The 25387-nt window shown below is 35.1% G+C and carries 28 protein-coding genes; 18 read left to right on the top strand and 10 right to left on the bottom strand.

Annotation, left to right across the window (positions count from 1 at the left end; genetic code table 11):
* Nucleotides 1-41: 41 nt before the first annotated feature.
* The gene (locus AC0J6S_RS03945; protein ID WP_474956320.1) at nt 42-938 is read right to left on the bottom strand and encodes a S66 peptidase family protein; all 897 of its coding nucleotides are present in this window, start codon (nt 936-938) and stop codon (nt 42-44) included.
* Between the two features lie 270 nt (nt 939-1208).
* Here AC0J6S_RS03945 and AC0J6S_RS03940 point away from each other — a divergent pair, with 270 nt between their 5' ends.
* The 3 genes from AC0J6S_RS03940 to amaB all read left to right on the top strand — a co-directional run bounded on the left by AC0J6S_RS03940 (nt 1209) and on the right by amaB (nt 4633).
* Complete coding sequence (locus tag AC0J6S_RS03940; RefSeq protein ID WP_474955531.1) at nt 1209-2318, top strand: endonuclease/exonuclease/phosphatase family protein; 1110 nt, start codon at nt 1209-1211, stop codon at nt 2316-2318.
* Between the two features lie 40 nt (nt 2319-2358).
* Nucleotides 2359-2898 carry a 3-hydroxyanthranilate 3,4-dioxygenase gene (locus AC0J6S_RS03935; RefSeq protein ID WP_474955530.1) on the top strand — a complete coding sequence of 180 codons (540 nt, stop codon included), beginning with the start codon at nt 2359-2361 and terminating at the stop codon, nt 2896-2898.
* Between the two features lie 181 nt (nt 2899-3079).
* Entirely contained in the window at nt 3080-4633 is a 1554-nt protein-coding gene (gene amaB / locus AC0J6S_RS03930) for an L-piperidine-6-carboxylate dehydrogenase (RefSeq protein WP_474955529.1), read from the top strand.
* Nucleotides 4634-4727: 94 nt separating this feature from the next.
* Here amaB and AC0J6S_RS03925 read toward each other — a convergent pair whose 3' ends face one another.
* Both AC0J6S_RS03925 and AC0J6S_RS03920 read right to left on the bottom strand, forming a co-directional pair.
* Nucleotides 4728-5225 carry a DUF6646 family protein gene (locus AC0J6S_RS03925; RefSeq protein ID WP_474955528.1) on the bottom strand — a complete coding sequence of 166 codons (498 nt, stop codon included), beginning with the start codon at nt 5223-5225 and terminating at the stop codon, nt 4728-4730.
* A gap of 131 nt (nt 5226-5356) precedes the next feature.
* Complete coding sequence (locus AC0J6S_RS03920) at nt 5357-6082, bottom strand: metallophosphoesterase family protein (protein WP_474955527.1); 726 nt, start codon at nt 6080-6082, stop codon at nt 5357-5359.
* 349 nt (nt 6083-6431) lie between these two features.
* Here AC0J6S_RS03920 and AC0J6S_RS03915 point away from each other — a divergent pair, with 349 nt between their 5' ends.
* Nucleotides 6432-7211, top strand: a complete 780-nt coding sequence (locus AC0J6S_RS03915; protein WP_474955526.1) for an alpha/beta hydrolase family protein — start codon at nt 6432-6434, stop codon at nt 7209-7211.
* A 20-nt stretch (nt 7212-7231) separates the two neighbouring features.
* On the opposite strand, the gene AC0J6S_RS03910 is transcribed toward AC0J6S_RS03915, so the two are convergent.
* The 3 genes from AC0J6S_RS03910 to AC0J6S_RS03900 all read right to left on the bottom strand — a co-directional run bounded on the left by AC0J6S_RS03910 (nt 7232) and on the right by AC0J6S_RS03900 (nt 10257).
* The gene (locus tag AC0J6S_RS03910) at nt 7232-8371 is read right to left on the bottom strand and encodes a DUF5929 domain-containing protein (RefSeq protein WP_474955525.1); all 1140 of its coding nucleotides are present in this window, start codon (nt 8369-8371) and stop codon (nt 7232-7234) included.
* Nucleotides 8372-8583: 212 nt separating this feature from the next.
* A complete protein-coding gene (locus AC0J6S_RS03905; protein ID WP_474955524.1) occupies nt 8584-9336 on the bottom strand; it encodes an SDR family NAD(P)-dependent oxidoreductase in 753 nt (250 codons plus the stop codon).
* A 48-nt stretch (nt 9337-9384) separates the two neighbouring features.
* Nucleotides 9385-10257: an aldo/keto reductase gene (locus AC0J6S_RS03900; protein WP_474955523.1), complete on the bottom strand. Its 873-nt coding sequence runs from the start codon at nt 10255-10257 to the stop codon at nt 9385-9387.
* Between the two features lie 212 nt (nt 10258-10469).
* Between AC0J6S_RS03900 and AC0J6S_RS03895 the strand changes: the two genes are divergently transcribed.
* The 10 genes from AC0J6S_RS03895 (at nt 10470) to AC0J6S_RS03850 (ending at nt 20290) form a co-directional block, all read left to right on the top strand.
* Nucleotides 10470-11474, top strand: a complete 1005-nt coding sequence (locus tag AC0J6S_RS03895) for an AAA family ATPase (protein ID WP_131908066.1) — start codon at nt 10470-10472, stop codon at nt 11472-11474.
* A gap of 81 nt (nt 11475-11555) precedes the next feature.
* Complete coding sequence (locus tag AC0J6S_RS03890) at nt 11556-12419, top strand: DUF58 domain-containing protein (protein WP_131908067.1); 864 nt, start codon at nt 11556-11558, stop codon at nt 12417-12419.
* A 96-nt stretch (nt 12420-12515) separates the two neighbouring features.
* Nucleotides 12516-12875, top strand: a complete 360-nt coding sequence (locus tag AC0J6S_RS03885; protein ID WP_474955522.1) for a four helix bundle protein — start codon at nt 12516-12518, stop codon at nt 12873-12875.
* A 103-nt stretch (nt 12876-12978) separates the two neighbouring features.
* Complete coding sequence (locus AC0J6S_RS03880; protein ID WP_474955521.1) at nt 12979-14610, top strand: hypothetical protein; 1632 nt, start codon at nt 12979-12981, stop codon at nt 14608-14610.
* Nucleotides 14610-15611, top strand: a complete 1002-nt coding sequence (locus AC0J6S_RS03875) for a vWA domain-containing protein (protein WP_474955520.1) — start codon at nt 14610-14612, stop codon at nt 15609-15611. The genes AC0J6S_RS03880 and AC0J6S_RS03875 overlap by 1 nt, the downstream gene beginning before the upstream one ends.
* Nucleotides 15612-15739: 128 nt before the next feature.
* Nucleotides 15740-16771 carry a VWA domain-containing protein gene (locus AC0J6S_RS03870; RefSeq protein ID WP_131908069.1) on the top strand — a complete coding sequence of 344 codons (1032 nt, stop codon included), beginning with the start codon at nt 15740-15742 and terminating at the stop codon, nt 16769-16771.
* 71 nt (nt 16772-16842) lie between these two features.
* Nucleotides 16843-17586, top strand: a complete 744-nt coding sequence (locus AC0J6S_RS03865; protein WP_474955519.1) for a tetratricopeptide repeat protein — start codon at nt 16843-16845, stop codon at nt 17584-17586.
* A gap of 20 nt (nt 17587-17606) precedes the next feature.
* Nucleotides 17607-19352: a BatD family protein gene (locus AC0J6S_RS03860; RefSeq protein ID WP_474955518.1), complete on the top strand. Its 1746-nt coding sequence runs from the start codon at nt 17607-17609 to the stop codon at nt 19350-19352.
* Between the two features lie 43 nt (nt 19353-19395).
* Nucleotides 19396-19497: a GxxExxY protein gene (locus AC0J6S_RS03855; protein WP_474955517.1), complete on the top strand. Its 102-nt coding sequence runs from the start codon at nt 19396-19398 to the stop codon at nt 19495-19497.
* 46 nt (nt 19498-19543) lie between these two features.
* Nucleotides 19544-20290 carry a tetratricopeptide repeat protein gene (locus AC0J6S_RS03850; RefSeq protein ID WP_474955516.1) on the top strand — a complete coding sequence of 249 codons (747 nt, stop codon included), beginning with the start codon at nt 19544-19546 and terminating at the stop codon, nt 20288-20290.
* Between the two features lie 148 nt (nt 20291-20438).
* Here the strand turns inward: AC0J6S_RS03850 and AC0J6S_RS03845 are convergent, their stop codons facing one another.
* Together AC0J6S_RS03845 and AC0J6S_RS03840 are read right to left on the bottom strand one after the other, a co-directional pair.
* The gene (locus AC0J6S_RS03845) at nt 20439-21152 is read right to left on the bottom strand and encodes a CPBP family glutamic-type intramembrane protease (RefSeq protein WP_474955515.1); all 714 of its coding nucleotides are present in this window, start codon (nt 21150-21152) and stop codon (nt 20439-20441) included.
* A gap of 53 nt (nt 21153-21205) precedes the next feature.
* The gene (locus tag AC0J6S_RS03840; RefSeq protein ID WP_474955514.1) at nt 21206-21733 is read right to left on the bottom strand and encodes a choice-of-anchor X domain-containing protein; all 528 of its coding nucleotides are present in this window, start codon (nt 21731-21733) and stop codon (nt 21206-21208) included.
* A gap of 143 nt (nt 21734-21876) precedes the next feature.
* On the opposite strand from AC0J6S_RS03840, the gene AC0J6S_RS03835 reads away from it, so the two are divergent.
* The gene (locus AC0J6S_RS03835; protein WP_474955513.1) at nt 21877-22221 is read left to right on the top strand and encodes a helix-turn-helix domain-containing protein; all 345 of its coding nucleotides are present in this window, start codon (nt 21877-21879) and stop codon (nt 22219-22221) included.
* 69 nt (nt 22222-22290) lie between these two features.
* On the opposite strand, the gene AC0J6S_RS03830 is transcribed toward AC0J6S_RS03835, so the two are convergent.
* Nucleotides 22291-22794, bottom strand: a complete 504-nt coding sequence (locus tag AC0J6S_RS03830) for a CvpA family protein (RefSeq protein WP_474955512.1) — start codon at nt 22792-22794, stop codon at nt 22291-22293.
* 142 nt (nt 22795-22936) lie between these two features.
* Between AC0J6S_RS03830 and AC0J6S_RS03825 the strand changes: the two genes are divergently transcribed.
* From AC0J6S_RS03825 to AC0J6S_RS03815, 3 genes are all read left to right on the top strand, one after another.
* Entirely contained in the window at nt 22937-23293 is a 357-nt protein-coding gene (locus tag AC0J6S_RS03825; RefSeq protein ID WP_131908074.1) for a hypothetical protein, read from the top strand.
* Nucleotides 23294-23403: 110 nt separating this feature from the next.
* Entirely contained in the window at nt 23404-24423 is a 1020-nt protein-coding gene (pheS, locus tag AC0J6S_RS03820; protein ID WP_474955511.1) for a phenylalanine--tRNA ligase subunit alpha, read from the top strand.
* Nucleotides 24424-24509: 86 nt separating this feature from the next.
* A complete protein-coding gene (locus AC0J6S_RS03815; RefSeq protein ID WP_113664830.1) occupies nt 24510-24917 on the top strand; it encodes a hypothetical protein in 408 nt (135 codons plus the stop codon).
* A gap of 225 nt (nt 24918-25142) precedes the next feature.
* Here AC0J6S_RS03815 and AC0J6S_RS03810 read toward each other — a convergent pair whose 3' ends face one another.
* The gene (locus AC0J6S_RS03810) at nt 25143-25358 is read right to left on the bottom strand and encodes a hypothetical protein (protein WP_474955510.1); all 216 of its coding nucleotides are present in this window, start codon (nt 25356-25358) and stop codon (nt 25143-25145) included.
* Between the last annotated feature and the right edge of the window lie 29 nt (nt 25359-25387).

The raw sequence follows: 25387 nt of genomic DNA, 5'->3' as shown, positions 1-25387 counted from the left end.
GTAAAGTTTTTAAACTTCTGCAATCTTAAATCGAATTGTCTTTATTCAAAAACCAGCGTACTGCATTTTTCATTGACATTAATCGTCACAGTATTCCCTAAAATCAATGCTCTATTGTCTTGAATATGTCCGGCAGGAAAATTATACAAGACGGGAATATTGTATTTTTTTGTAACATCTTCAATGATTTCGATGGCGTTTTTCCCCCACGGAATGTCATTGTCTTTCATTTTTGTCATGGAACCCACAACAATTCCTTTGATACTTTCTAGGCAACCATTTCGTTTTAAATTCATCATCATGCGGTCAATATGGTATAAATATTCGTCTAAATCCTCTATAAACAAGATTTTGTCAGCACAATCAATCGCGGATGGAGAACCGAACAAACTGTATAGAATCGATAAATTTCCACCTACTAATTCTCCGGTAGCTTTTCCGGGTCTGTTCATCAGGAATGGATCTATTTCGTACGACAGCTTTTCACCAAACAACGCAATTCGCAATGTTTCTATGGCTTGTGGTGTTGCTCTTGGAGCGGTTATCGGCATGATTCCGTGAATAGATTTGTAACCCATTGTGTTCAAATGATTGTGTAAAACTGTCACATCGCTGAAACCTACAATCCATTTCGGATTTTTCTTAAACGCAGTAAAATCCAGTAAATCAATCATTCGCACGGTTCCGTATCCACCTTTTACACACCAGATGGCTTTGATGTTTGGATTATCCAGTTGTTGCTGAAAATCGGCGGCACGTTGTTCGTCAGTTCCGGCTAATTGGTCGTTGTCTAAACCTATTGTATTTCCAATGACTACTTCTAAACCCCAACTTTTTAATAAAGCAATAGCGGGTTTCAAGTTGTCATCTGTGTTTTTTCTGGCTGTTGCCAAAATCGCTACGGTATCTCCTTTTTGTAAACTTGGCGGTGTAATCATGTTGTATTGGGCTTGGCTGTTGAAAGATTGTAGAACAAAAATAAGCAATAGAAATTGATATAATATAGGACGGTGTGGTGTAAAAGTTAATCGGTATTTGTTCATGCTTGAATGCTTTTCAGAAAAAATTCTGGTGGTAAGGTCTTTAAATGATAGAAACAAAGATAGACAATTAGAAAATAATTCTAAGTTCACCTCAAATCACTATTTTTACAATAAGCTGATTTTAAAAACAAAATCTAATTAACAACTGGAAATAAATAATACTTTATGAGAATTACCCACTGGATTCCTGTTCTTTTTTTATTTTTTCCAATAATAAAATCTACTGCGCAACAGAAAAAATACGTTATTCATACGGTGGCGTTTTATAATTTCGAAAACCTTTTTGATACGATAAACGATCCTGATACTTTTGATGAAGAATGGACGCCAACAGGTTTGCAGCGGTGGACTTATGACAAATATGAAAAAAAACTAAGTAACTTAGCCCGCATATTATTCGAAATTGGTTCAGCTGAAAATACCGATTCGCCTACATTTATTGGAGGGTGCGAAATAGAAAACCGAGGTGTTTTGGAAGATTTAGTCAAACAACCCAAACTAATCGATAAAGACTTCGGAATCATCCATTTTGATTCTCCTGACAAAAGAGGAATTGATGTAGCACTGTTGTATCAAAAAAAGAAATTTCAGCCCACAAGTTACAGCAATATTCCATTATACATTTATAAACAAGGAGCTATTATAAATGAAAATTCCAAAGCCAGTTTTGAAGAAAAAACAGATGACGAATTGCAAATAAGCACCAAAAATTATCGGGTTTATACTCGAGATCAACTTTTGGTAACAGGATTTCTCGATGGTGATGAAATCAATATCATCGTCAATCACTGGCCGTCACGTTCTGGCGGTGAGAAAAAATCAAGTCCGTTTCGCGAAGCCGCCGGCGCATTAAACCGAAAAATAATTGACTCTTTACAACGTATAAATCCGGCAGCAAAAGTGATTACTTTGGGCGATTTGAATGATGGACCGTATAATAAAAGCGTTAGATTTGGACTTGGCGCCAAAGCAAAAAAGGCAGATGTGCTTCCGTTTGGAATTTACAATCCATTCGAAGAAATGGCTAAAAAGGGATTTGGAACCATTGCATATCGGGACGCTTGGGATGTTTTTGACCAAATAATGGTTTCCGAAACCTTACTGCAAACGGATTATTCGAGTTTTCGATATTGGAAGGCAGGAATTTACAACAAAGCGTTCTTGATACAAACCAGCGGACAGTACAAAGGCTATCCGTTACGTCATTCCACCACCGAAATAGGATTTAGCGACCATTTTCCCGTCTATATTTATTTGATTAAGGAAAAAAAATAACGTTTTAATATTTCATAACTTTACAATTAAAATAAAAATCATGGCAATAGCAAAACCTTTCAACCTTAATAAATGGATTGACGAAAACCGTCATCTGCTTAAACCTCCCGTAGGAAATAGAAATTTGTACAGAGAATCCGGAGATTATATCGTTATGGTTGTTGCGGGTCCAAATGCCCGAAAAGACTATCATTACAACGAAACAGAAGAATTGTTTTACCAACTGGAAGGCTCAATAAAAGTGATTATTCAAGAAGACGGTGAGCGCCGAGAAATGGAATTACATCCCGGCGATATGTATCTTAATCCAGCTAAAATTCCACATTCTCCAGTGCGTTCCGAAGGTTCTATAGGACTTGTCATCGAACGAAAAAGAGCTGGACAAGGATTTACGGACGGCTTGCTTTGGTTTTGCGACACTTGTAATCATAAGCTCCATGAAGTCTATTTTGAACTGCATAATATCGAGAAAGATTTCTTGCCTCATTTCGAACATTTCTACAATTCGGAACGCTTGAGAACCTGCGAAAAATGCGGAACTATAATGGAAACGGACCCTCGATTTGTTGCCAAAAAATAATTTTCAGGAGCTCATCCTGCTATACGCTATATCTTTATAGGTCTCGTAAAAAACGAGACCTATAAAGGATGCCGCTTCTATCAGGGCTAAAAAATGAAAATATAAGTAGTAACGTTTACTATTTAACCTTAAATCAATATATTTGTAAAAAAATATAACAATTTTTAATAAAAAAGTTACAATGATAACAATAGCAGATCAATTCGGAATGAAGGAAGCATTGGCGCAATTGGGTGTAAAAGCCATAAATGAAGGAACATCAACCGGGATAAACCATTTTTCAAACGGGGAAATTCTTGAAAGTTATTCACCAGTTGACGGTCAGCTAATAGGTACTGTAAAAACAACTACAGCTGCTGATTATGAAAAAGTAATGCAAGCCGCTACCGAAGCTTTTAAAACTTTTAAAGTGATGCCAGCGCCACAACGTGGTGAAATCGTGCGTCAGTTTGGTGAGAAGTTACGCAAAAACAAAGAAGCTTTAGGCAAATTAGTTTCCTATGAAATGGGGAAATCATTGCAAGAAGGATATGGCGAAGTTCAGGAAATGATAGACATCTGTGATTTTGCAGTAGGATTGTCGCGTCAATTACATGGATTAACAATGCACTCCGAACGTCCGGGTCACAGAATGTATGAGCAATACCACCCAATGGGAGTTGTAGGAATCATTTCGGCTTTCAATTTTCCAGTTGCCGTTTGGGCTTGGAACACGGCTTTAGCCTGGATTTGTGGCGATGTTTGTGTTTGGAAACCATCTGAAAAAACCCCACTTTGTGGAATTGCCTGCCAAAATATCATTGCCGAAGTAATAAAAGAAAACAACCTTCCGGAAGGAATTTCCTGTTTGATAAATGGAGATTACAAAGTGGGTGAAATGATGACTAACGATAAGCGTGTGCCATTGATTTCTGCAACGGGTTCTACTCGTATGGGGAAAATTGTTGCGCAAACAGTTGCAGGTCGTCTTGGAAAATCATTATTAGAATTAGGCGGAAACAACGCCATCATTGTAACTCCGGATGCTGATATCAAAATGACGGTTATTGGTTCTGTTTTTGGCGCGGTAGGAACGGCAGGACAACGTTGTACATCAACACGTCGTTTAATTATTCACGAAAGTATTTACGATAAAGTGAAAGATGCAATTGTATCGGCTTACAAACAATTACGTATTGGAAATCCTTTGGATGAAAATAACCATGTAGGTCCTGTAATTGATAAGCATGCTGTGGAAATGTACAATAAAGCATTAGAAAAAGTTGTTGCCGAAGGTGGGAAAATCCTCGTGGAAGGTGGCGTGCTTTCTGGTGAAGGATTTGAAAGTGGTTGCTACGTAAAGCCAGCAATTGCAGAAGCAGAGAATTCTTTCGAAATCGTACAACATGAAACTTTTGCGCCTGTTTTATATTTATTGAAATATTCAGGAACCGTGGAGAATGCTATCGCAATTCAAAACGGAGTGGCGCAAGGACTATCATCCGCTATTATGACAAACAATTTGCGTGAAGCAGAACTTTTCTTATCCGTAGTAGGTTCTGATTGTGGAATTGCGAACGTAAACATAGGAACTTCCGGTGCAGAAATTGGAGGCGCTTTTGGTGGTGAAAAAGAAACTGGTGGAGGAAGAGAATCGGGTTCTGACGCTTGGAAAGTATATATGAGAAGACAAACGAATACCATTAATTACACTACAAGTTTGCCATTGGCACAAGGAATCAAATTTGATTTGTAGGATTAAAATAGAATAAACTAAAAAAGGCAATTTGAATAGTTCAAATTGCCTTTTTTTATTTCAAATTGCCTCGAGAATTGTTGTGAAAAGTATTTTACAAGTTGAAAGAAGCACCAATATTGAACGTGAATTGATTATTCAATTTATCAAAACCTATCGGATCTGTTTTGTAACTTGCAATTGGAATTCCAGCTTCGGTGAAAACACCAAAACCTTCCGTAAAGAAATAACGGAAACCTAAATGCGCACCAAAATTTCTTAGTCCTAAATCCAATCCTGGGTAAATATCCATTTTTGGATCTAATTCAAAAACATTTCCCAAGTTTGCATTGAAACGTGCTTTAACATCTACTCTATCGCCAAAATCAGGCTTGTTTCCTAAATCATCTTTAGAAACAGACAACAAATAAGAGGTAACAAATCCGAAAGACATGTTTTCTCCAAGACCAAAATCAGAAGAAACACGAATTCCAGAACCTCCGTTTTGAAAGTTGGCTCCAACATCAAATTTAACATCTCCTTTTCCTTTGAAAGCCTGTGCATTGACCAAACCAATAGTCAATAGCAATACTAATGTGGTAATCTTTTTCATATGAAGATAATATTTGTTTTTTTAATGGAATATGGAATTCGCATAGCTTCATTGGTGTTTGCGACCAATTTTCGGTTATGCTCATTTCATACTCTTTTTTTTTTAGTGGTGCAAAAGTAGTTCAATAATATCTAATTTCTTCCTTTCTCATCAAAATACAACTGGCTCAAAGGTTCGCTTTGCCAAAATTCTTTTGTAGCAACGTCCATAATGGTTAATGGTCCTTTGAAAGCCGCTCCGGTATCTACGTTCCAAACATTTGCCTTTTGTATAGGCGTAGTTTTACCTATTCGGGTTACGGGCGTGTGACCAATATAAATTTCATGGTATAAAGTAAAGCGTTTTGGATAAAACGGGTGATCGACTTTCATTGTTGTGTCTAATGCCAGTGCGGTTTCCCATAAGGTTCTGTCCCAATAGAAAAGCCCTGGAAAATATTCGAAATCTACACCATTCATATTGGTAAAACCAGCATGAACATACAAACGTCGCTGTTCGTCCAGATGATAATTGTCTAAAGATTTTAGGAATTCAATGTGTTTTTGCTTGGTTTCTGTACTTACAGATTCGTAGGCTAAAACCGTAGCTTCCCCGCCATGTTTGTACCATAAAAGATTGTCCTTGCTTTCATCGAGCCATTCCAGCAATAAATCATCGTGATTTCCTCGAATGCAAATGCAATTCTGTTTCGTTTTTAAATCAATTATAAAGTCAAGTACCTGAGGAGATTGGCTCCAGCCATCAACGTAATCTCCCAGAAAAACAAGGGTGTCTTTTTTAGTAACTTTGGCTCTTTCCATAATTTGGTGCAGCGCTCGCAAACCACCGTGGATGTCGCCTATAACAAGTGTTCTCATGGACTTTTTTTCTTTTATTAACGCAAAAATAGCAGAAAATGGATACTATTTTTCAGGTCATAAAATTAGGTAAAAGTGCGATGAACCAAGCTTTTTTAGTTTTTTTTTTTAAAAATTAAAGAATTTGTGTTATAACGTGAAATTGAAATATCACTGTTTTAGGTGATTGTTTTATTTAATTTTTCGGATTAGTTTTACAAAAAAACTTAAACTTTTTTCAAATGAGTACACTTATTACGTTATCATTGCTGTTAGCTAAAATGATTTGTCAATTTCTAAAAGAATTGATGGCTTTTATTTAATAAAAAAGCTACTAAATTTGTTTCAAAATTACTTTTTAATCAGATGAATGCTTAAAATTTACTTACAAATACTGGTTTTTTTCCTTTTATTAAGTTGTGCGACTAATAAAAACGTAACTATTGAAAAAGTCAATAACCAAGAATTTGAAATCAAGTCAGATAGCGCTAATTGGCTGGATTCTTCCAGAAACAGATTAATTCCGGTAGCGTTTTATTTACCAATTGTAAATGATAAAATTTCAAATCAACAATTGGTAATAATCAGTCATGGATATGGAGAAAATAAGCCTTTCGCAAATAAATCATATTCATACTTAACGGAAAAGTTAGCATCCAAAGGCTATTATGTAGTCAGTATTCAGCATGAATTACCAACGGATGATTTGTTGCCTTTGACGGGAATCCCCCAAATTGTGCGACGATCAAATTGGGAAAGAGGAGTAGAGAATATCCTGTTTGTTCTAAATGAATTGAAAAAAATAAAACCAGAATTGGATTTCAATCATGTAAACCTAATTGGACATTCCAATGGAGGTGATATGACGGTTTTGTTTGCTCATAAATATCCAAAATTAGTTGATAAAATAATTTCGTTAGACAACCGTAGAATGGAATTGCCCAGAACTTCTACGCCTAAAATTTACTCGCTTCGCTCCAGTGACCAACCTGCTGATGAAGGAGTTTTACCTACTGTTGCAGAGCAGGAAAAGTTTGGGATAAAAATTATTAAACTCCCAAACACCATTCATAATGACATGAATGACAGAGGAAATAAAAGACAAAAAAGAGAAATTAATGCTTATGTATTGGGCTCTCTAACCGAGTAAAATTTATAAAATAATTGTACTTACTGCACATCATATTTCATTTTCCTCAAAATACGCAACGCTTCTTTAAACGATAAATATACTTGGTTAAAAGGTTTTAAAAGTGTTTTTGCATCAATCAGTTTTTGCTTGGCTTCTTCAAAACCGTTGAGGTAACAAATCATGAATGTTGAGGGTAAATTCTCTAAATCTTTATGTTCTCTTTCAGTTAACGAAAGTCCTTTATATAGTTTTTTTAGTAAAGCAATATTTGCATTATAAATGTGAAATAACATTTTCTTATTGAATTCCGGTGGCTGAAAAAGTATTTCTCTATCAATTTTATAATAGCCATTATCATGAAAATGAATCGTTTGTTTTTCCAAAGGATAATAGCTCGTTTTGTCATTCAAACCTAAAGGAACGTACTCAATAATAGTAAAAGTGTCATCGTCGAAAGTGATTTCGACCACATCCTGAGCCGAATAAAATAGCTTGATTTGTTCGTTGATCAATTCAATATCAACACGTGATAAATAGGTTTTATCCCGCGATTTTTTGGCTACACCTGCCCAGCAAATCACAAATAATTCTTTGAAAACTTTATATTTTGGCGCCATATCTTTATGGCGGAAATTCATGAAATCTATTACGCCATCAAGTGTGTTTTCGATGCTGTTTCTGGAGTTATTTTCGATTCCAATTACGGTTTCAGTATTCTGGTAATTCTTTTCAATTTCACCTTTGACCGGCATTGTGTTGCTGCCTCGCCGGATAAAAATACTGTTGGCAGGAATCGTATGAATTCCTTTTTTGAAATAGGAAGTCTTGCTTTTTGGCTTGACCGTTACCAGTCCGATAACTTTATCTTTTGGCAAATTTGGGAATGGCACATTTTCGTACTGAATTTTCGGAGGATTCTCCAGATAAGCATTCACTAAATTCTGAATCCGACTGTCATCAAAAAAGTCATCGCCCACAATAAGATTGTCATGATCTTCAACACCCACGACGATATAGGAATTGTTCGTGGGATTTGAATTGGACAGCGCGCAAATGTGTTTGAGAAACTTTGCTTTTCCTTCCCGTGTATGCAAGTTCAACTGACGCTTTTTATCATAAAAACTACTCTCATCATTGTGAGCAAGTAGGTTTTTGATAAGAATTCGTTTGTTGATCATACAATTAAATTTTTATTGTCATTCAGGAAGTAATCATATTTCGATTCTTTTTTAAAAATAAATTACCGCGGATTCGCAGATTTAAAATTAATTAAAAATCTGCGAATCTGCGGTTAATTTTTGATCCATTAAAATTCCTTATTATTTTCATTTTAAAAACAAATTCTAATTCGCCATATTCAAAGGTTTTAGAAATAAAAGAACAACAACAATTAATCTCTTTTTAAAATAGTCGCCGAGGCTTGCGCTGTGGGCAATACCATCAAATCGGCAATGTTTACATGGTATGGTCTGGAAACTACAAAGTGAATAATATCAGCAATATCTTCTGGAAGTAACGGATCAAAACCTTTGTAAACATTGGCGGCTCTGTCTGCATCACCTTTAAAACGCACTTCGCTAAATTCCGTTTCTACGGCACCGGGATGAATGGCGCCAACGCGAATTCCGTAAGGATTTAAGTCCATTTTCATGGCTTGGCTTAAGGCGTCAACGGCATGTTTGGAAGCGCAATACACGTTGCCGTTTGGATAAACTTCTTTTCCGGCTATGGAACCAATGTTGATAATGTGACCTGATTTTCGTTCGATCATTTGCGGAATAATAGCTTTAGAAACATATAAAAGCCCTTTGACATTGATGTCGATCATGGCATCCCAATCGTCTAAATCCCCGTTTTGAATGGGATCCAAACCATGCGCATTTCCTGCATTATTGATTAAAACATCAATTGTGGAAAAAGCTTTCGGTATGGAATTGATACTCTCAAAAACCGCTTTTTTGTCCCGAACATCAAAGGACAAAGTATGCACTTCAGTAAATTCCGAAAGCTCTTTTTCCAGATCATCTAATCGGTCTTCCCTACGTCCGCAAAGAATAATTTTATAGTTGTTTTTAGCTAATATTTGTGCTGTTGCTTTACCAATTCCGCTGGTTGCTCCAGTCACTAAGGCTGTTTTAGTCATGATTTTTTTCCTGTTTTTGATTCTAAAGTTGCTGAACTGAACACTATTTTAGGCAACATCGTCGCCCATGCTTGCGGTCCAAATGGCAAACCAGTCTTCATTGTCTAACTCTAATTCAACGGCTTTCATCAGTGATTGAATTCGGGCCACATTTACCGTTCCTGCAATAGGAATTACCTGCGCCGGATGTTTTAAAATCCATGAAAGTAAAATGGAGTCTGAACCCAAATGGTATTTTGAAACCAATTTGGCCAGTAATTTTTTCAATCGTCTGGTTTGTGGAATATCTTCTCTAAAAACGGATCCCAGCGGATTCCAAGACATGGGGCGAATTTTGTTGGCTTGCATATAATCAAAACTTCCGTCCACCATTGGTTCAAAACTTGTTGCCGAAAATTGCACCTGATTGTATAAAACTTCTGTTTTTTGACTAATTAATTCTGTTTGTGAAGATGTGAAATTAGAAAGTCCAAAATCGATGATTTTCCCGTCTGATTTTAGTTTTAAAACCGCCTCGGCAATTTCATCTGCCTGCATCAAGGGACTTGGTCTGTGGAGCAAAAGAACGTCTAAATAATCCGTCTGTAATTTTTTTAACGAATTCTCAACAGACCAGATAATGTAATCTTTGGAATACTCGTAATGTTTAATCGTATTGTCTCGGTTTCCGGTTACCATTTGGATACCACACTTCGAAATCAATTGTAATTTTTCTCGTGCAATGTTACTGGAAGCGAACGCTTTTCCAAAGTCGGATTCGGTGGTATAATCACCGTATATATCGGCATGATCGAAAGTAGTAATTTTGTTCTCTAAACACACGTTAATCATGTTTTCCATTTCTTTGGTATTGAGATTTTTATCCCAAATTCCCCAATTCATGACACCCGCTACAATTGGGGATAATTTTGTTTTATTCATGGTTTTTATTTTTTAATGAAATTCATAATTATGCTATTTCAAAGTATATTTTTCAAAGTTCTTAAAAATATAAAAATTGTATCATAATTCGTCCTTAAATTTAGGGCTTTTGCCGAAGTTTTAACCATTTATTAACATCTTACTTCTAAAAAAAAATTCAATTTGCACCTTCAAAACGAAGGCATTAAACTCAAGGTTTTAAAAACAATAAAATGGAAGAAAATACATCGACTTTAGATATCAGAGCAATTAATGAAAAAATTGAAAGAGAGAGTGCTTTTATAGATCTTCTCACAATGGAAATGAACAAGGTTATCGTAGGTCAAAAGCACATGGTGGAGCGTTTGTTGATTGGACTTTTGGGTCAGGGACATATTTTGTTAGAAGGAGTTCCCGGATTAGCAAAAACTCTAGCGATTAATACACTTTCGCAAGCTGTTCAGGGATCTTTCAGCAGAATTCAATTTACACCAGATTTATTGCCTGCCGATGTTGTGGGAACTATGATTTATAATATTAAAGCCAATGAATTTTCGATAAAAAAAGGACCAATTTTTGCTAATTTCGTCCTTGCCGATGAGATTAACCGTGCGCCGGCCAAAGTGCAATCAGCATTACTGGAAGCCATGCAGGAAAAGCAAGTGACTATTGGAGATACTACTTTCAAACTGGACAGACCATTTCTGGTTTTAGCAACTCAAAATCCAATTGAACAAGAAGGAACGTATCAATTGCCTGAAGCTCAGGTCGATCGTTTCATGTTGAAAACGGTTATTGATTATCCAAAAATGGAAGACGAGCGTTTAGTAATTCGTCAAAACTTAAAAGGAAGTTACGAAAAAGTAAATGCTGTAGTTTCTGTGGAACAAATTTTACGTGCTCAGGAAGCAGTTCGTGAGGTTTACATGGATGAAAAAATAGAAAAATACATACTTGATATCATTTTTGCCACGCGTTATCCAGAGAAATATAAATTGGCCGATTTGAAACCATTAATCAGTTTTGGAGCATCACCACGTGGAAGTATCAATTTGGCGACTGCCGCAAAATGCTACGCTTTTATCAAACGTCGTGGTTATGTAATTCCAGAGGATGTTCGCGCTGTAGTTCATGATGTATTGCGTCACAGAATTGGAGTTACCTATGAAGCGGAAGCTGAAAATATTACTTCAGTAGATATCATCAACAAAATCGTAAACGAAGTAGAAGTACCCTAAAGTTTGTTTAAGGTTTAAGCTTTCAAGTAGTTGGATTACGAACTTGGAACGTTAAACTTTTAAACTTTAAACAAATTAAAAATGGATACAAAAGACCTCTTAAAAAAAGTACGAAAAATAGAAATCAAAACCCGAAGATTGAGCGATCACATCTTTTCGGGAGAGTATCATACGTCTTTCAAAGGGCGCGGAATGACGTTCAGCGAAGTGCGTCAATACCAGTACGGAGATGATATTCGTGCGATTGATTGGAATGTAACTGCGCGCTACAACGAGGCGCACGTTAAGGTTTTTGAGGAAGAGCGCGAATTGACCATGATGTTAATGGTTGATATTTCGGGTTCAGAAAGTTTTGGTTCAAAAAACCAATTCAAGAAAGATATTGTTACGGAAATTGCTGCAACGATGGCTTTTTCGGCAACTCAAAACAACGATAAAATAGGTTTGATTTTGTTTTCCGATGAAATCGAATTGTATATTCCTCCAAAAAAAGGAAGATCACACGTACTTCGAATCATTCGGGAATTGATAGAATTTCAGCCTAAAAGCCGTAAAACTGATATTGCTCAAGCCTTAAAATTTTTATCGGGAACTCAAAAAAAGAAAGCGATTGTGTTTGTAATTTCTGACTTCATGTCGGAAGATTATGAACAAACATTAAAAATTGCTGCAAAAAAACACGACATAACTGGGATTCGCGTGTACGATATTCGAGAAGAAAAAATGCCGGATTTAGGTATGGTTTCTATGCTTGATGCCGAAACCGGAGCAGTAGAATTGATAAATACCGGCTCGAAAGCAGTGCGAATGAATTATGAAAAACAGTACCGCGACAAAGTCAATTATTTTAAAGAAACATTCAGTAAATCAGGTTCCGGTGTTGTAAATACAAGAGTTGACGAAAGTTATGTGACGAAATTATTAAGTTACTTTAAATCGAGATAATGATTTCAGATTTTTGATTAACGATTTTTGATTTCAGATTTTGTAGAAGTGGAAAATGGATTTTAGATTGGTAAAATAAAAATATAAACTTAATAAGTGAATAAGCAAGAATTAGAAAATAGATTGATAGATTTTGCAGCAACAATAATAATCGTTGCAAGCAAATTTGAAAAAAACTATGCTGGAAATCATCTTGCTGGACAAATAATTAGATCTGGAACTTCTCCTGCTTTAAATTATGGAGAGGCACAAAGTGCAGAAAGCAGTAAAGATTTTATTCATAAAATGGGCATTTGTTTAAAAGAGTTAAGAGAAAGCTTTGTTTGTTTAAAAATTATTGAAAAATCAAGTTTAACGTCCGATTTAACAAATCTAACTATTACAAAAACTGAGGCTAATGAGCTAATTTCTATTTTCGTATCAAGTATTAAAACAGCTAAAACAAATCTGAAATAAATTTAGATTTTTGATGAAAAGCGAATCGAAGTTTCTTGGTCAAATCTGAAATCAAAAATCGTTAATCTTCAATCAAAAATCGAAAGAGGTTCAATAATAAAAGATGAAAAAACAATTATACCTACTACTATTGCTGCTTTCGACTGCGGTTTTTGCACAACAAAAGCAAGTAGTCACAAGTATTGACACGACTAAAAATAAAATTGGTGCGGAATTTAAACTGTCTATAAAAACTACTGTTGATACTTCTTCTAAAGTGATTTTCCCGAAATTAAAAAACTTTGGAGCTTTAGAGGTGATTCAGTCGTATCCTATTGATACTGTTAAAATGGACGGCCGTTATGAATTAATCAAAAAATACGGTTTAACCCAATTTGATTCTGGTAGATATGTGGTTCCAAGTATCAAGATTTTTATCAACAGCAAGCCTTTTTTGACAGATTCGCTTTTGGTTGAAGTGGCAAATGTTCAAGTGGATACTTTGAAACAAAAAATGTTCGACATCAAGGACATTGCTCCAGCGGATAACCCGATTGGAAACTGGTGGAAATACCTGTTGATTATTGCTTTGATTGTAGGTATTGGTGCTTTTATTTATTGGTTTATTAAAAAACGCCAAGAAAAGAAACTACAGGAAGAAATTTATAAAACTCCAATCGAGAAAGCGACTACTTTGCTGGATACTTTAGAGAAAAAGGAACTTTGGCAAAAAGGAGAAGTCAAAGCCTATTATAGTGAATTGACGGATATCGCAAGGAATTATATCGAAGAAGCAATTGAAATTCCGGCAATGGAAAGTACAACTTCGGAATTGATTCAGGGTCTTAGAGCAGCTTCTGTAAAAAAGAAAATGACGCTTTCGCAAGAAATTATTGAAAATTTGGAACGCGTTTTGAAACAAGCCGATTTAGTAAAATTCGCCAAGTCAAAACCATTGGATTTTGAAATCACAGAAGACCGAAATAAGATTCAAAAAGCAATACTGACATTAGACAATTCAATTCCTGTGGAAATTCCGGTAGAGGAAGACATGTTGTTGAATGAAGCGCAAAGACAAAAACAAATCCAAATTCAATTGCGTAAACAAAGGAACAAACGCATCGTAACTGCGGTGGCTTCGGTTGTTTTTTTATTGGCAGCGACCACCACTTTTTTCATTGTTACCAAAGGGTTTGATTATGTGAAAGACAATATTATTGGTCATCCTACAAAAGAATTATTGGAAGTTGAATGGGTAAAAAGTGAGTACGGAAATCCTGGAATCATCATAGAAACACCAAAAGTGCTTAAGAGAGTAGATTTGACAAAAACACTCCCTAAAAACGGAATGGCTTTGATCAAAGAAATGCAGTCTTTTGCTTATGGAAGTGTTTTGGACCGTTTTTATGTGATGGTTTCTACGCTAAAATTCAAAGCAGAAACGCAAATTGATTTGGCAAAATCTATGGATGGCGCGCTGCAATCACTTGAAGCGCAAGGAGCTCAAAACATGATTGTAAAACAAGAAGATTTTGAAACCAATGAAGGAGTCAAAGGATTGAAAGCATACGGAACGTTCTCCCAAATTGATAGCGACAATAAGACTACTGCAAAAATGTATTATGAAGCAATATTGTTCAGTCAAGAAGGTGGATTGCAACAGATTTTAATTTTTCATGAAGAAGGAGATAAGTATGGCAACGAAATATCGGAACGCGTTTTGAATGCTGTCGAATTAAAACAAGCAAGTAAATAATGGACAAAATAACATTTTTAAACCCAGAATTTTTTTGGTTGTTTCTGCTGATTCCAGTTGTAATTGTCTGGTTCATGCGAAAAAAGAACCATCAATCAGCCACGTTAAAAATAAGCTCGTTAGAAGGATTTAAAGGAACAGGATCGTATTTGACCAAGTTAAAACCGATGTTGAATGTGCTTCGGGTTTTGGCTTTATGCTCTTTGATTGTAGCCATGGCAAGACCAAGAACGGTCGATGTGAGTAATAAAACTAAAACGACGAAAGGAATTGATATCGTCATGGCGATAGACGTTTCCGGAAGTATGCTGGCCAAAGATTTGAAACCAAACAGAATGGAAGCCCTTAAACGAGTGGCCGCTGATTTTGTTGAAGAACGACCAAATGACAGGATTGGACTTGTGGTTTATGCCTCTGAAGCGTACACAAAAACGCCGGTAACCAGTGATAAAGCCGTAATTCTGGATGCTATCAACAGCATTAAATATGATAATGTTTTACAGGACGGAACCGGAATAGGAATGGGATTAGCGACTGCTGTGAATAGATTGAAAGACAGTCAGGCAAAAAGTAAGGTAATTATTCTTTTGACAGATGGAGTAAATAATGCTGGATTTATCGAGCCCGAAACAGCATCGGATATTGCTAAACAATACGGAATCAAGGTGTATACTGTTGGAATTGGGACTAATGGAATGGCCATGTTTCCTTATGCTATCGCGCCAAATGGTAAGTTTTTGTTCCAAATGATGAAAGTAGAAATTGACGAGCAGTTGATGAAAAATATTGCAAGAAAAACAGACGGAAAATATTTTAGAGCTACTAGCAATAGCAAATTAGCGGAGATTTATGCTTCCATCAATAAACTGGAAACAACTGAAATCGAAGAATTAAAATTCTATGATTACGATGAAAAATTCAGACCTTTTATTTGGTTCGCCGGTTTTTTATTATTGCTGGAAGTAGGATTAAGGAATACGGCTTTTAAAAGCTTTATATAAAATCCCCACCCCAGTCCTCCCCGAAGGGAAGGGAGCACGAACTGGAATATTCGAGTAAAATGACCAAGTTTAGAATTTTGATTTAGAGTAAAAATCTAAGATTAAAGTTCATAAATCTAAAAATAGAAATGGAATTAGACGAAAAAAAATATTTATATCTTCTCTTTATACTGCCATTGGTGGTGTTGGTTTTTCTGTTCAATTTATATTGGAAAAGAAAAAAACAACGCGAGTTTGGCGATTTAGAAATGGTGAAAAAACTGAGTCCGGAAAGTTCAGTTTTTAAACCCGTTTTGAAAGTAACAGTATTGATTTTGGCTTTACTTGGACTGATTCTTGGTTTGGTAAATCCAAAGATTGGAACCAAAATGGAAACTGTGAAACGAGAAGGAATCGACATTGTTTTTGCTATTGATGTCTCCAAAAGTATGCTGGCCGAAGACGTAGCGCCAAACCGATTGGATAAAAGCAAGCAAATTGTTTCGCAAATTATCAACCAGTTAGGTAGTGACAGAATAGGAATTGTGGCTTATGCAGGAAGTGCTTTCCCAGTATTACCCATCACTACGGATTATAGCGTTGCCAAAATGTTTTTGCAAAGCATGAATACTGATATGGTTTCATCCGTAGGAACATCATTCAATGAGGCAATCAAGTTGTCTTCAACGTATTTTGATGATAAAAAAACGAGTAAGCTATTGATTATGATTTCTGATGGTGAGGATCATAACGAAGGTGCTGATGAAGCCGCCGAAGAAGCGAATAAACTTGGAATTAAAATCATTACAATTGGTGTTGGAACTGAAAAAGGAGGTACGATTCCATTAAAAAGAAATGGAGTTGTCGAAGGTTTCAAGAAAGACAATAACAACGAAGTAGTGATAACAAAATTGGTTCCGGAAAGTCTGACAGCTATTGCAAAAGCCACAAAAGGAGGCTATGTAAATGGCAATAACACCAAAGAAGTTTTGGAATATGTTAAGAATGCCTTGAATAATATTCAAAAAACAGAATTTGAAGCGACCGAAATGGCAGATTTTCAATCGCAATTTCAATGGTTCTTGGGTTTTGCTTTTTTGCTGTTATTTGTAGATGTATTTCTATTGGAAAGAAAAACAAGTTGGGTTAAAAAGTTGGATTTATTTAACGAGAATAAATAATTATTTCTAAAAGGTTTCCAAACCTTCTGGATTTATAGATACAATAAATGAAAAGATTTAAAATTATCATAATGGCCTTTTTAATCGTTGCTTTCTCCGGGAAAGCTGGGTTGCATGCGCAACAGAAAGATCGAATTTTGCCGAAAGGAAACCAAGATTATGCGGACAATAAATTTGTGGATGCGGAGGCTAATTACCGAATTTCAGATTCAAAATTTCCTAATAAAGCAGCTGCGCCTTTTAATCTTGGAAACAGTATCTACAAGCAAAAACAATCTTCTGAAGCCAAGTTTGCTTACGCAAAAGCGTTAAAAAATTCGAAAACAAGACCTCAGAAACACCGTGCTTTTCATAATCTTGGGAATGTATTCATGAATGAAAAAGATTATACGCAGGCGGTAGAAGCGTATAAAAATGCCCTGAGAAATGATCCGACTGATGAGGAAACGCGTTACAATTATGCTTTGGCCAAAAAAATGCTGAAAGACAATCCGCCAAAGGACGATAAAAAGAAAGACGAGAAAAAAGATCAGGAAAAGAAAGACGATAAAAAGGACGACAAGAAAGACGGCGACAAAGACAAAAAGGACGAAAAAGACAAAGACAAAAAAGACGATAAAGGCGATCAGGACAAACAAAACAAAGATCCGAAACCCAACGATAAGGGAGAACCAAAACCTGCTCCAGGAGGAATTTCTAAGGAACGATTAGAAAATCTTTTGGATGCCGTGAATAAAGAAGAAAAGAAAATTCAGGATAAAGTGAATGCCCAAAAAGTAAAAGGAAAACCAGTTAAAACGGAGAAGGATTGGTAATTCAAATAGAGAGTTTGAAAATGAAAAAATATATAGCGGCGATTATTTTATTGGTTTGTGGCACACTTAGCGCTCAGGTTCAGTTTGAGGCCAGAGTGAGTAAAACTACGCTGGGCTTAAATGAAAGACTGCGTATTGATTTTATGATGAATGTAGATGGCGATAATTTTGTACAGCCGTCTTTTGACGGTTTCCGAATTATAGCCGGACCAAGCCAGCAGGTAAGTCAGTCTTGGGTAAACGGAAGAAGCTCTTTTGAAAAAGCGTATTCTTATTTTCTGACACCCAATCAAAAAGGGACATTTATAATTAAGCCGGCGGCTATTGAGTACAACGGTCAAATTTATAAAACGGCACCTGTAAAAATTATTGTGACTGCCGCCACGGAACAGCCAAGAGACCCAAACGATACTCAAATGTCTGGGGATGAAAACCTGTATCTGGTTGCTGAGGTTTCTAAAACAAATCCATACATCAACGAACCCATTACTGTAGTTTATAAATTGTATTTTGGTAACATTGGAATTTCGAACGTTGGAGAATCAAATAAGCCTAAATACAATGATTTTTGGAGTCAAAATATTGAAATAAAACAACCTGTGGCCGAGGAAGGGATTTTCAAAGGCCAGAATTTCAGGTTTATAGTGCTGAAAAAAGTAGTGCTGTATCCGCAAAAATCGGGCAGACTTAAAATTGAGCCGTTGTCATTATCGGTAGATGTGGAATTACCAACAAACCGTAGGGATATGTTTGGTCGTATGATGCTCACGCAAACTACTAAACGTGTTTCGGCTGGAGCCAAAACCATCAACGTTAAGCCATTACCTGAGGCAGGAAAACCAGATGATTTTAGCGGTGCAGTTGGAGATTTTGATTTTAAAGTTACACCATCAAAGACTAATTTGAAACATGGAGAAAGCCTGGATTTGGTTGTAAGTGTAACCGGAAAAGGAAATTTAAAACTATTCAGTTTGCCAAAACCAGTAGTGCCAAATGCACTGGAGATGTATGATGCAGTTCACAGCGAAGATATTAGTACACCACTTTCTGGAATGGCTGGAAAATCGTCGGATAGTTATGCAATAATTCCACAATACAGAGGGAATTATCCGGTCAAACCAATGCAGTTTTCTTATTTTGATTTGAGCTCCGGAACCTATAAAACGCTGCGTTCTCCGCAGATTATGATTAATGTTTTGGATGGTCCTACACCGGCTGATTCTACTGCAACAGGTGGTAATAAGAATAAAATTGCAGCGGTAGAGGAATTTAAGAATATCAAGTCAAAAACCAATCTTGTTACCATTGACAAAGAGGATTTCTTTGGGTCGAATTTGTTTATCGGATTGTTATTGCTTCCTTTTTTACTAGTACCAATAATTGTTTTATTCAAAAAGAAGAAAGAAGCTATGGATGGTGACATTTCCGGAAACAGAATCCGAATGAATAACAAATTGGCCAAGAAATATTTATCAGAAGCTAAGAAACAAATCAACAACAAAGAACTGTTTTACATTGCGCTGGAAAAAGCGATGCATAATTTCCTGAAAGCAAAATTACACATTGAAACTTCAGAAATGAGCAAGGATAATATTCAGGAATTATTGCTGTCTCGAAATGCAAAACCAGAAGCTGTAAATGATTTTATTGCGCTTACTGAAAATTGTGAAGTAGCGCGTTATGCACCTTCGTCAAGTGTTACGATACAACAGGATTTTGATAAAGCGGTATTTATAATCTCTGAATTGGAAAAACAAATTGCTTAATAAATTGCCTAGCCACAAAGTGCGTAGCGTTTACTCAAGTATAATGTATTTGAGATTGTCGGATTGCAGATTAGGATTACTAATTAATTTTAATGTAAAATTGCTAAAAGAAGGTGTAAGACGAGTTATAAATGGAGCACTTTAAATAGTGATCTTTGCGACTTCCTTGTGACCTTTGTGTTTAAATTTTTATGAAAAACATACTATACATACTATTACTTTCAACCCAGGTTTTCTTTGCCCAAAACGGCTTTGAAAATGGGAATGCCTACTATGCAAAAGGAAAGTACACCGAAGCTGTGGCAGCTTATGAAAGTGTTTTAAAAGACAATAAGCAGTCCTCGGAATTGTATTTTAATTTAGGAAATGCGTATTATAAATTGAATGAGGTAGCGCCTTCGATTTACTATTATGAAAAAGCATTGGTGCTAAATCCAAACGATAAGGAAAGTATAAACAACCTGAAATTCGCTCAAAAAAGGACTATTGATGAAATTAAATTAATTCCAAAAGTAGGTTTTGGAAAATTACTTCGGGATTTTACCGGAATTTATCATTTCAATACTTGGGGGTGGATTTCTGTAGGACTGGCGACATTTTTTTTATTGTTTTTTATCGGGTACTATTTTTCACAAAAAACGCTTTCTAAACGTATTTTCTTCTTTGGAATGTTTGCAGTATTTATTTTGATGGTCATTACTTTATCTGCTGCAATTATTGAGAAAAGTCATTTTGATACAGAAAAACCAGCCATAATTTTTGCCGAAAGAACGAATATGAAGTCGGAACCCAGAGATGGTGGTAAGCCATTATTAATATTGCATGAAGGAACAAAAGTGTTTGTTTTTGAAACTATTGGAAAATGGAAAAAAATACAACTGACTGATGGAACCGAAGGCTGGATTGAAACTGGTGCGATTAAGGAAGTAAAGGATTAATTTATATTCTTAATTCTATGTCAAATCCTTAACAGTTTTTCGATTTGATGGTTACTTTTTAACAAAACAATTTTTCTGCTCATTAGTATATCACCTAACTACATTTTTTTTTGAGGTAGATTATTTCAATTTATTACTACAAGATATTTTAAGTTAATTTGTCATTTCTAAGTCTCCAAAAATATAATGGTAAAACTACTATATAGATAATTAAGATAAATGTTTGGTTCATCAAAAAATCAGGCAATAAGATTTTTTCATTCGCAGTAGTAACAGTCAAAGTAGAATATGAACCTAAAAAATTTATCAATGCATGGATTGCTATAATAATTATCAAATTATTAGTTTTAATGAAAATTAATTGAAGAATTAATCCAATTATAAATGCAAGTTCTATTTGGTTTATAACAGAATAAATACTTGAACCTGAAAGTAAGTTTGATAAGTGGAATAAAGCAAATATCAGCGAAGTCAAAATAATCGATTTTTTGTAATTATATCCTTTACTTAAAAAGTTATTGAAAATCATATACCTGCACAATAATTCCTCAAAAAGTCCTACAATTATGCATTCGACTAAAAGCAAATAATACGGATACATAAATTCCCTTGCAATGTCTTTTGTAGCTAGTATAAAGCAAATGCAAACTATTGCCACACTAGCAAAACTCCAATGAGTATATCTGAAATATTTAAATTCAATCTTATTTTTTTCTATTCGTAGCCAATAGATCAAAATAAATGTAATCAATAAAAAACGAGAAAAAATAAAATAAAGACTATTTTCTAAAGTAGGAATTCTTTCGGTTACTACTTTAAAAATTAAATTTAGCGCAAAAATCCATAAGAGTAATTTTGACATTTTTTTAAAAATATAAAAATAAATTCCTCAATTTGAGGAATTTATTTTTTCGATTACCAAGTAAATTTAAAGCTACAATCATATAATTCAAAGCAACCAATGTTTGCGGCACATGAAAAACCTAGCAGTGTCTTTCCTTTTCTCACATGTCTAATACTACAACCAAATTCTCCGCCATTAGTTTTTAAATTAGTTTGATCTGCAAAACTAAATTGTTTAGACTTAAATGAAATTTCTTGTTTTTTATCAAAAACCACATTTGAATCTTGAGTTACAACTGATGTATATATGCCATCATTTGCTTTTCGATCGTTGTTTAATCCATTATCCATAAATTCTTCTCCATTCAAGGCATAACTTTCTAATGCTTCATAATTTGAATCATACATTTTTAATTTGAAAATTTTTGAATATGTTCCGTCGATGTTAGTAATTCTTCCCTGAGGAATTATCTTTACACTTTTCAGGAATAGATTGATGTTCTCGTCAAACGACGTTTGTGATTTTGGTAATTCTTCTTTGTTGTTTTCACAAGCTGTTAAAGAACAGATAACTAAAGCTAGCATTAAAATTTTTTTCATAAAAGTAATAATTAATTGGTTAAAAATATTTAAATCAAATTTATTTTAATTTTGAACGAATCATTATGTGATAACAGGGTTTTATTACCCCGTATTTACATGTTTAAAATTATTTTCTTACATTTGTGTATAAAATCTAATAGATGAATGTCTCAATAGGTAATAAACTTAAACAATTGCGTAAAAGCAAAAGTATGTCTCAGGAACAAGTAGCAGATTATTTACATCTATCACAATCTGCCTATGCTAGAATGGAAAGTGGCGAAAGTCATTCCTGGGCAAGTCATATTGATAAAATATGTGAAGTTTTTGATATAACTCCAGAGGAATTGGTGAAAAGTGAAAAGGTTATTATTGGAAATATTGGTACAAACAATGGAGTTGGTTATGCAGAAGTGGTTAACCAACTTTCTGAAAAGCTAATTGAACAATACGAAGAAAGGATAAAAGAACTAAAACAAGTCATTGTTGATTTAAATAGTAAATAAAATAGATTTCCCTCTTATAACAGCATTGTAGTTTGAGAGTGCAAACTGCAACTGAACTCTGCAACCTACTTACTTTTTTTTCAAACTACTGTACCATTCCTTTAGTGACGGATACATAAATCCCGCTGTTTTTTGGATTGGATTGTAAAAAAGAGAATTGTCAAGGGTCTCTTTTTTGGCTAAATAGTGGTTATAATTTATTTTTTCGAAAACTGCAAAGACAATACTGATAATCAAAATTGTTTTGAGCACTCGGAAAAAACCGCCTCCTAATTTATTCAACCATCCTAAAAAAGCAAAATCAGCTATTCCAGTCAGGAACTTTCCTAAAATTGTGACAACCACAACCACAGCGATAAAAGTTAGAATAAAGGCAACAACTTGAATTGTATTGGGATTCCACTTCACATATCCTACTAAAATATCTCGCATAAAAGAAGAAAATTTGACAGCAAAATAAATTCCCGCCAATAGCGAAACCAACGACGCTAGTTCGACAAAAAGTCCATTTTTCAATCCTTTGTAAAAAGCGAAAGCGAGTAGTACACCCAAAATAATATCTAAAAATCCCATGATAATTCATTAAAAAATAGAAACGCAAATATAAATGAATTGTTCTTTACCATTGCCAATTTTCAAGTTCTTATCTTTGCACGATATATTTGTAAAGGTTATGAATTAATAGTTCATAACTCATAATTCATAATTCAAAAAAATGTCAAGAGACACGCAACTTAAAGAACGCTGGGAACAGCTTGTAAACATACTTTCCAATCAATTTTCGCAAGGGGAAGATTTGGATTTAGACGCCATTATTTATTTAATCGGGGTGCAGGAACTTGGGAAAGTACATAAAGAATTTAAAAAAGACGAGAAGTTAAACTTGATGCACATCGCAATTTGCCGTTTATTAGAACCGTATGGCTTTTATGAATTCGAATTTTTTGATGAAGAAGGCTGGCCGCATTACAAAGTAAAAGAGGAATTACCACCATTAAAAGCTGGAGAACAATCGGTTTTGATGAAAGAAGCCATCGTGAATTATTTCCTAGAACGGGAAGTAATAGAATAGCTTATTTAAACAACATAGTTAGTTTTAAAGGTAATGCAACAAACTTGAAACTTTAAACGTGAAACTTGGAACAAATTTCTTAAATTTGCACTCTCAATTACGGTAGGAAAATGATAGATAAGATAAAAGAATATATTGGCGAAGCACAAGCCTTTTCAACACAAAATACAGCGGAATTAGAGACTTTCCGAATCAAATTTTTAGGAAGCAAAGGACTTTTGAAAGAGCTTTTCGCTGAATTCAAAAACGTTCCAAACGACCAAAAAAAGGAATTCGGACAGGTAATCAACCTGCTTAAAACTTCTGCCGAAGAAAAAGTAAAATCCATTCAGGAAGCTTTGGAAAGCAAAGAAGAAAGTAAAGGGTTTTACGGTGATTTGACTCGTTCAGCTGAACCAGTTATCATTGGCTCCCGTCACCCTATTTCTTTGGTTAAAAACCAAATTATAGACATCTTTTCTACCATAGGTTTCAACGTTTCCGAAGGTCCGGAAATTGAGGACGACTGGCATAATTTCACCGCATTGAACTTACCGGAATACCATCCCGCACGTGACATGCAAGACACCTTTTTTATTCAGACCAATCCTGATATTTTGTTGCGTACGCACACTTCATCGGTGCAAGTGCGTTATATGGAAAATAATAAACCACCCATTCGCACCATTTCCCCAGGAAGGGTTTTTCGAAATGAGGCTGTTTCATCCCGTTCACACTGTATTTTCCACCAAGTAGAAGGATTATACATTGACAAAGACGTTTCTTTTGCGGACTTAAAACAAACACTTTTGTATTTTACCAAAGAGATGTTCGGAAAATCAAAAATCCGTTTGCGTCCGTCTTATTTTCCGTTTACAGAGCCAAGTGCTGAAATCGATATTTATTGGGGTTTGAAAACCGAAACCGATTATAGAATTACTAAAGGAACCGGTTGGTTAGAAATTGGTGGTTGCGGTATGGTAGATCCTAATGTATTAAAAAACTGCAACATCAGTCCGGAAGAATACACTGGTTTTGCGTTTGGAATGGGAATCGAAAGAATTGCCATGTTGCTGTATCAAATCGGAGACATTCGTATGTTTTACGAAAATGACGTTCGTTTCTTAGAGCAATTCAAATCATCAATTTAGTCAAAAGTTATAAAGTCATAAAGTCGAAAGAAATACCTGTTTTAGATTTTCCTCGACTTTATGATGTTAGACATTAAGAATAACTTATGAAAAAAGACATCATTATCCCCGAAGTAGAAAACGTTTTTTTTGCGGCAGTCCAAGAATGGAGTGACGATTTCATGGAAAAAGTATGGTACGCTTATTTAGTCAATGACAGCGATTTCTTAATCGAAAGTGTTATGGTTGTTTCTAAAGCTTTTGGAACTATAGACGGTGAAATGAAAAAAACATCACTTTTGCGTCATGCATTTGTTGCCGTTCCTGCAGTTTCTGTGGTCAAAGTTGAAATGATTGAAAAAAGTGTTTTGGCGCTAAACAATGAGTTTATGCTGACGTTTTTCATGGATGGAAAATTATACGATAAAAAGTTCATTTTCAAAGCAAATTCCATCAACGAAACAGAAGTCGAAGAAGTGCCTATTTTATTTGTTGACGGGGTTATCGTGAGATAAGCTAGTATTGCTTTCTCTTTTTATTTTCTTCTTCCAAGAAAAATAACTGACTACAAATATCCCTGCAGCAACAAATAATAACATTCGGGATAGATTCTTTTTGGACAAAAACGCATCTTCAAAAGACATTTCGAAAAGGTCAAATCGAGCAGTGATGAAAGAAGCCATAAATCCCCAAATCGACCTGCATTTAAGTTGAAATTTCCCTTTTGCTTATAAAAGGATTTATTTGTTCTGTTGTTTAACTTTTGATTTCCAAGTAAAATAGCCTAAAACAAATATGCCGACCAAGATATAAGCGGCTGCGCGAATATAAAAATTTGGCGTAGCAACCTGTTCCGAAAAAGGGATTTCTTTGATATCAAACAATACATTGAAAACCGTCATAAATACACCCCAAATTCCGCCAGTTTTAATCTGATATTTCCATCTTTCGCTCATGAAGTGATTGTGTTTGGTTGTTATTTGAA

This window comes from Flavobacterium sp. TS_SC_5 (assembly GCF_056156265.1).
The sequence above is the reverse complement of the archived record's forward strand: the minus strand, read 5'-3'. Positions and strand labels throughout refer to the sequence as shown.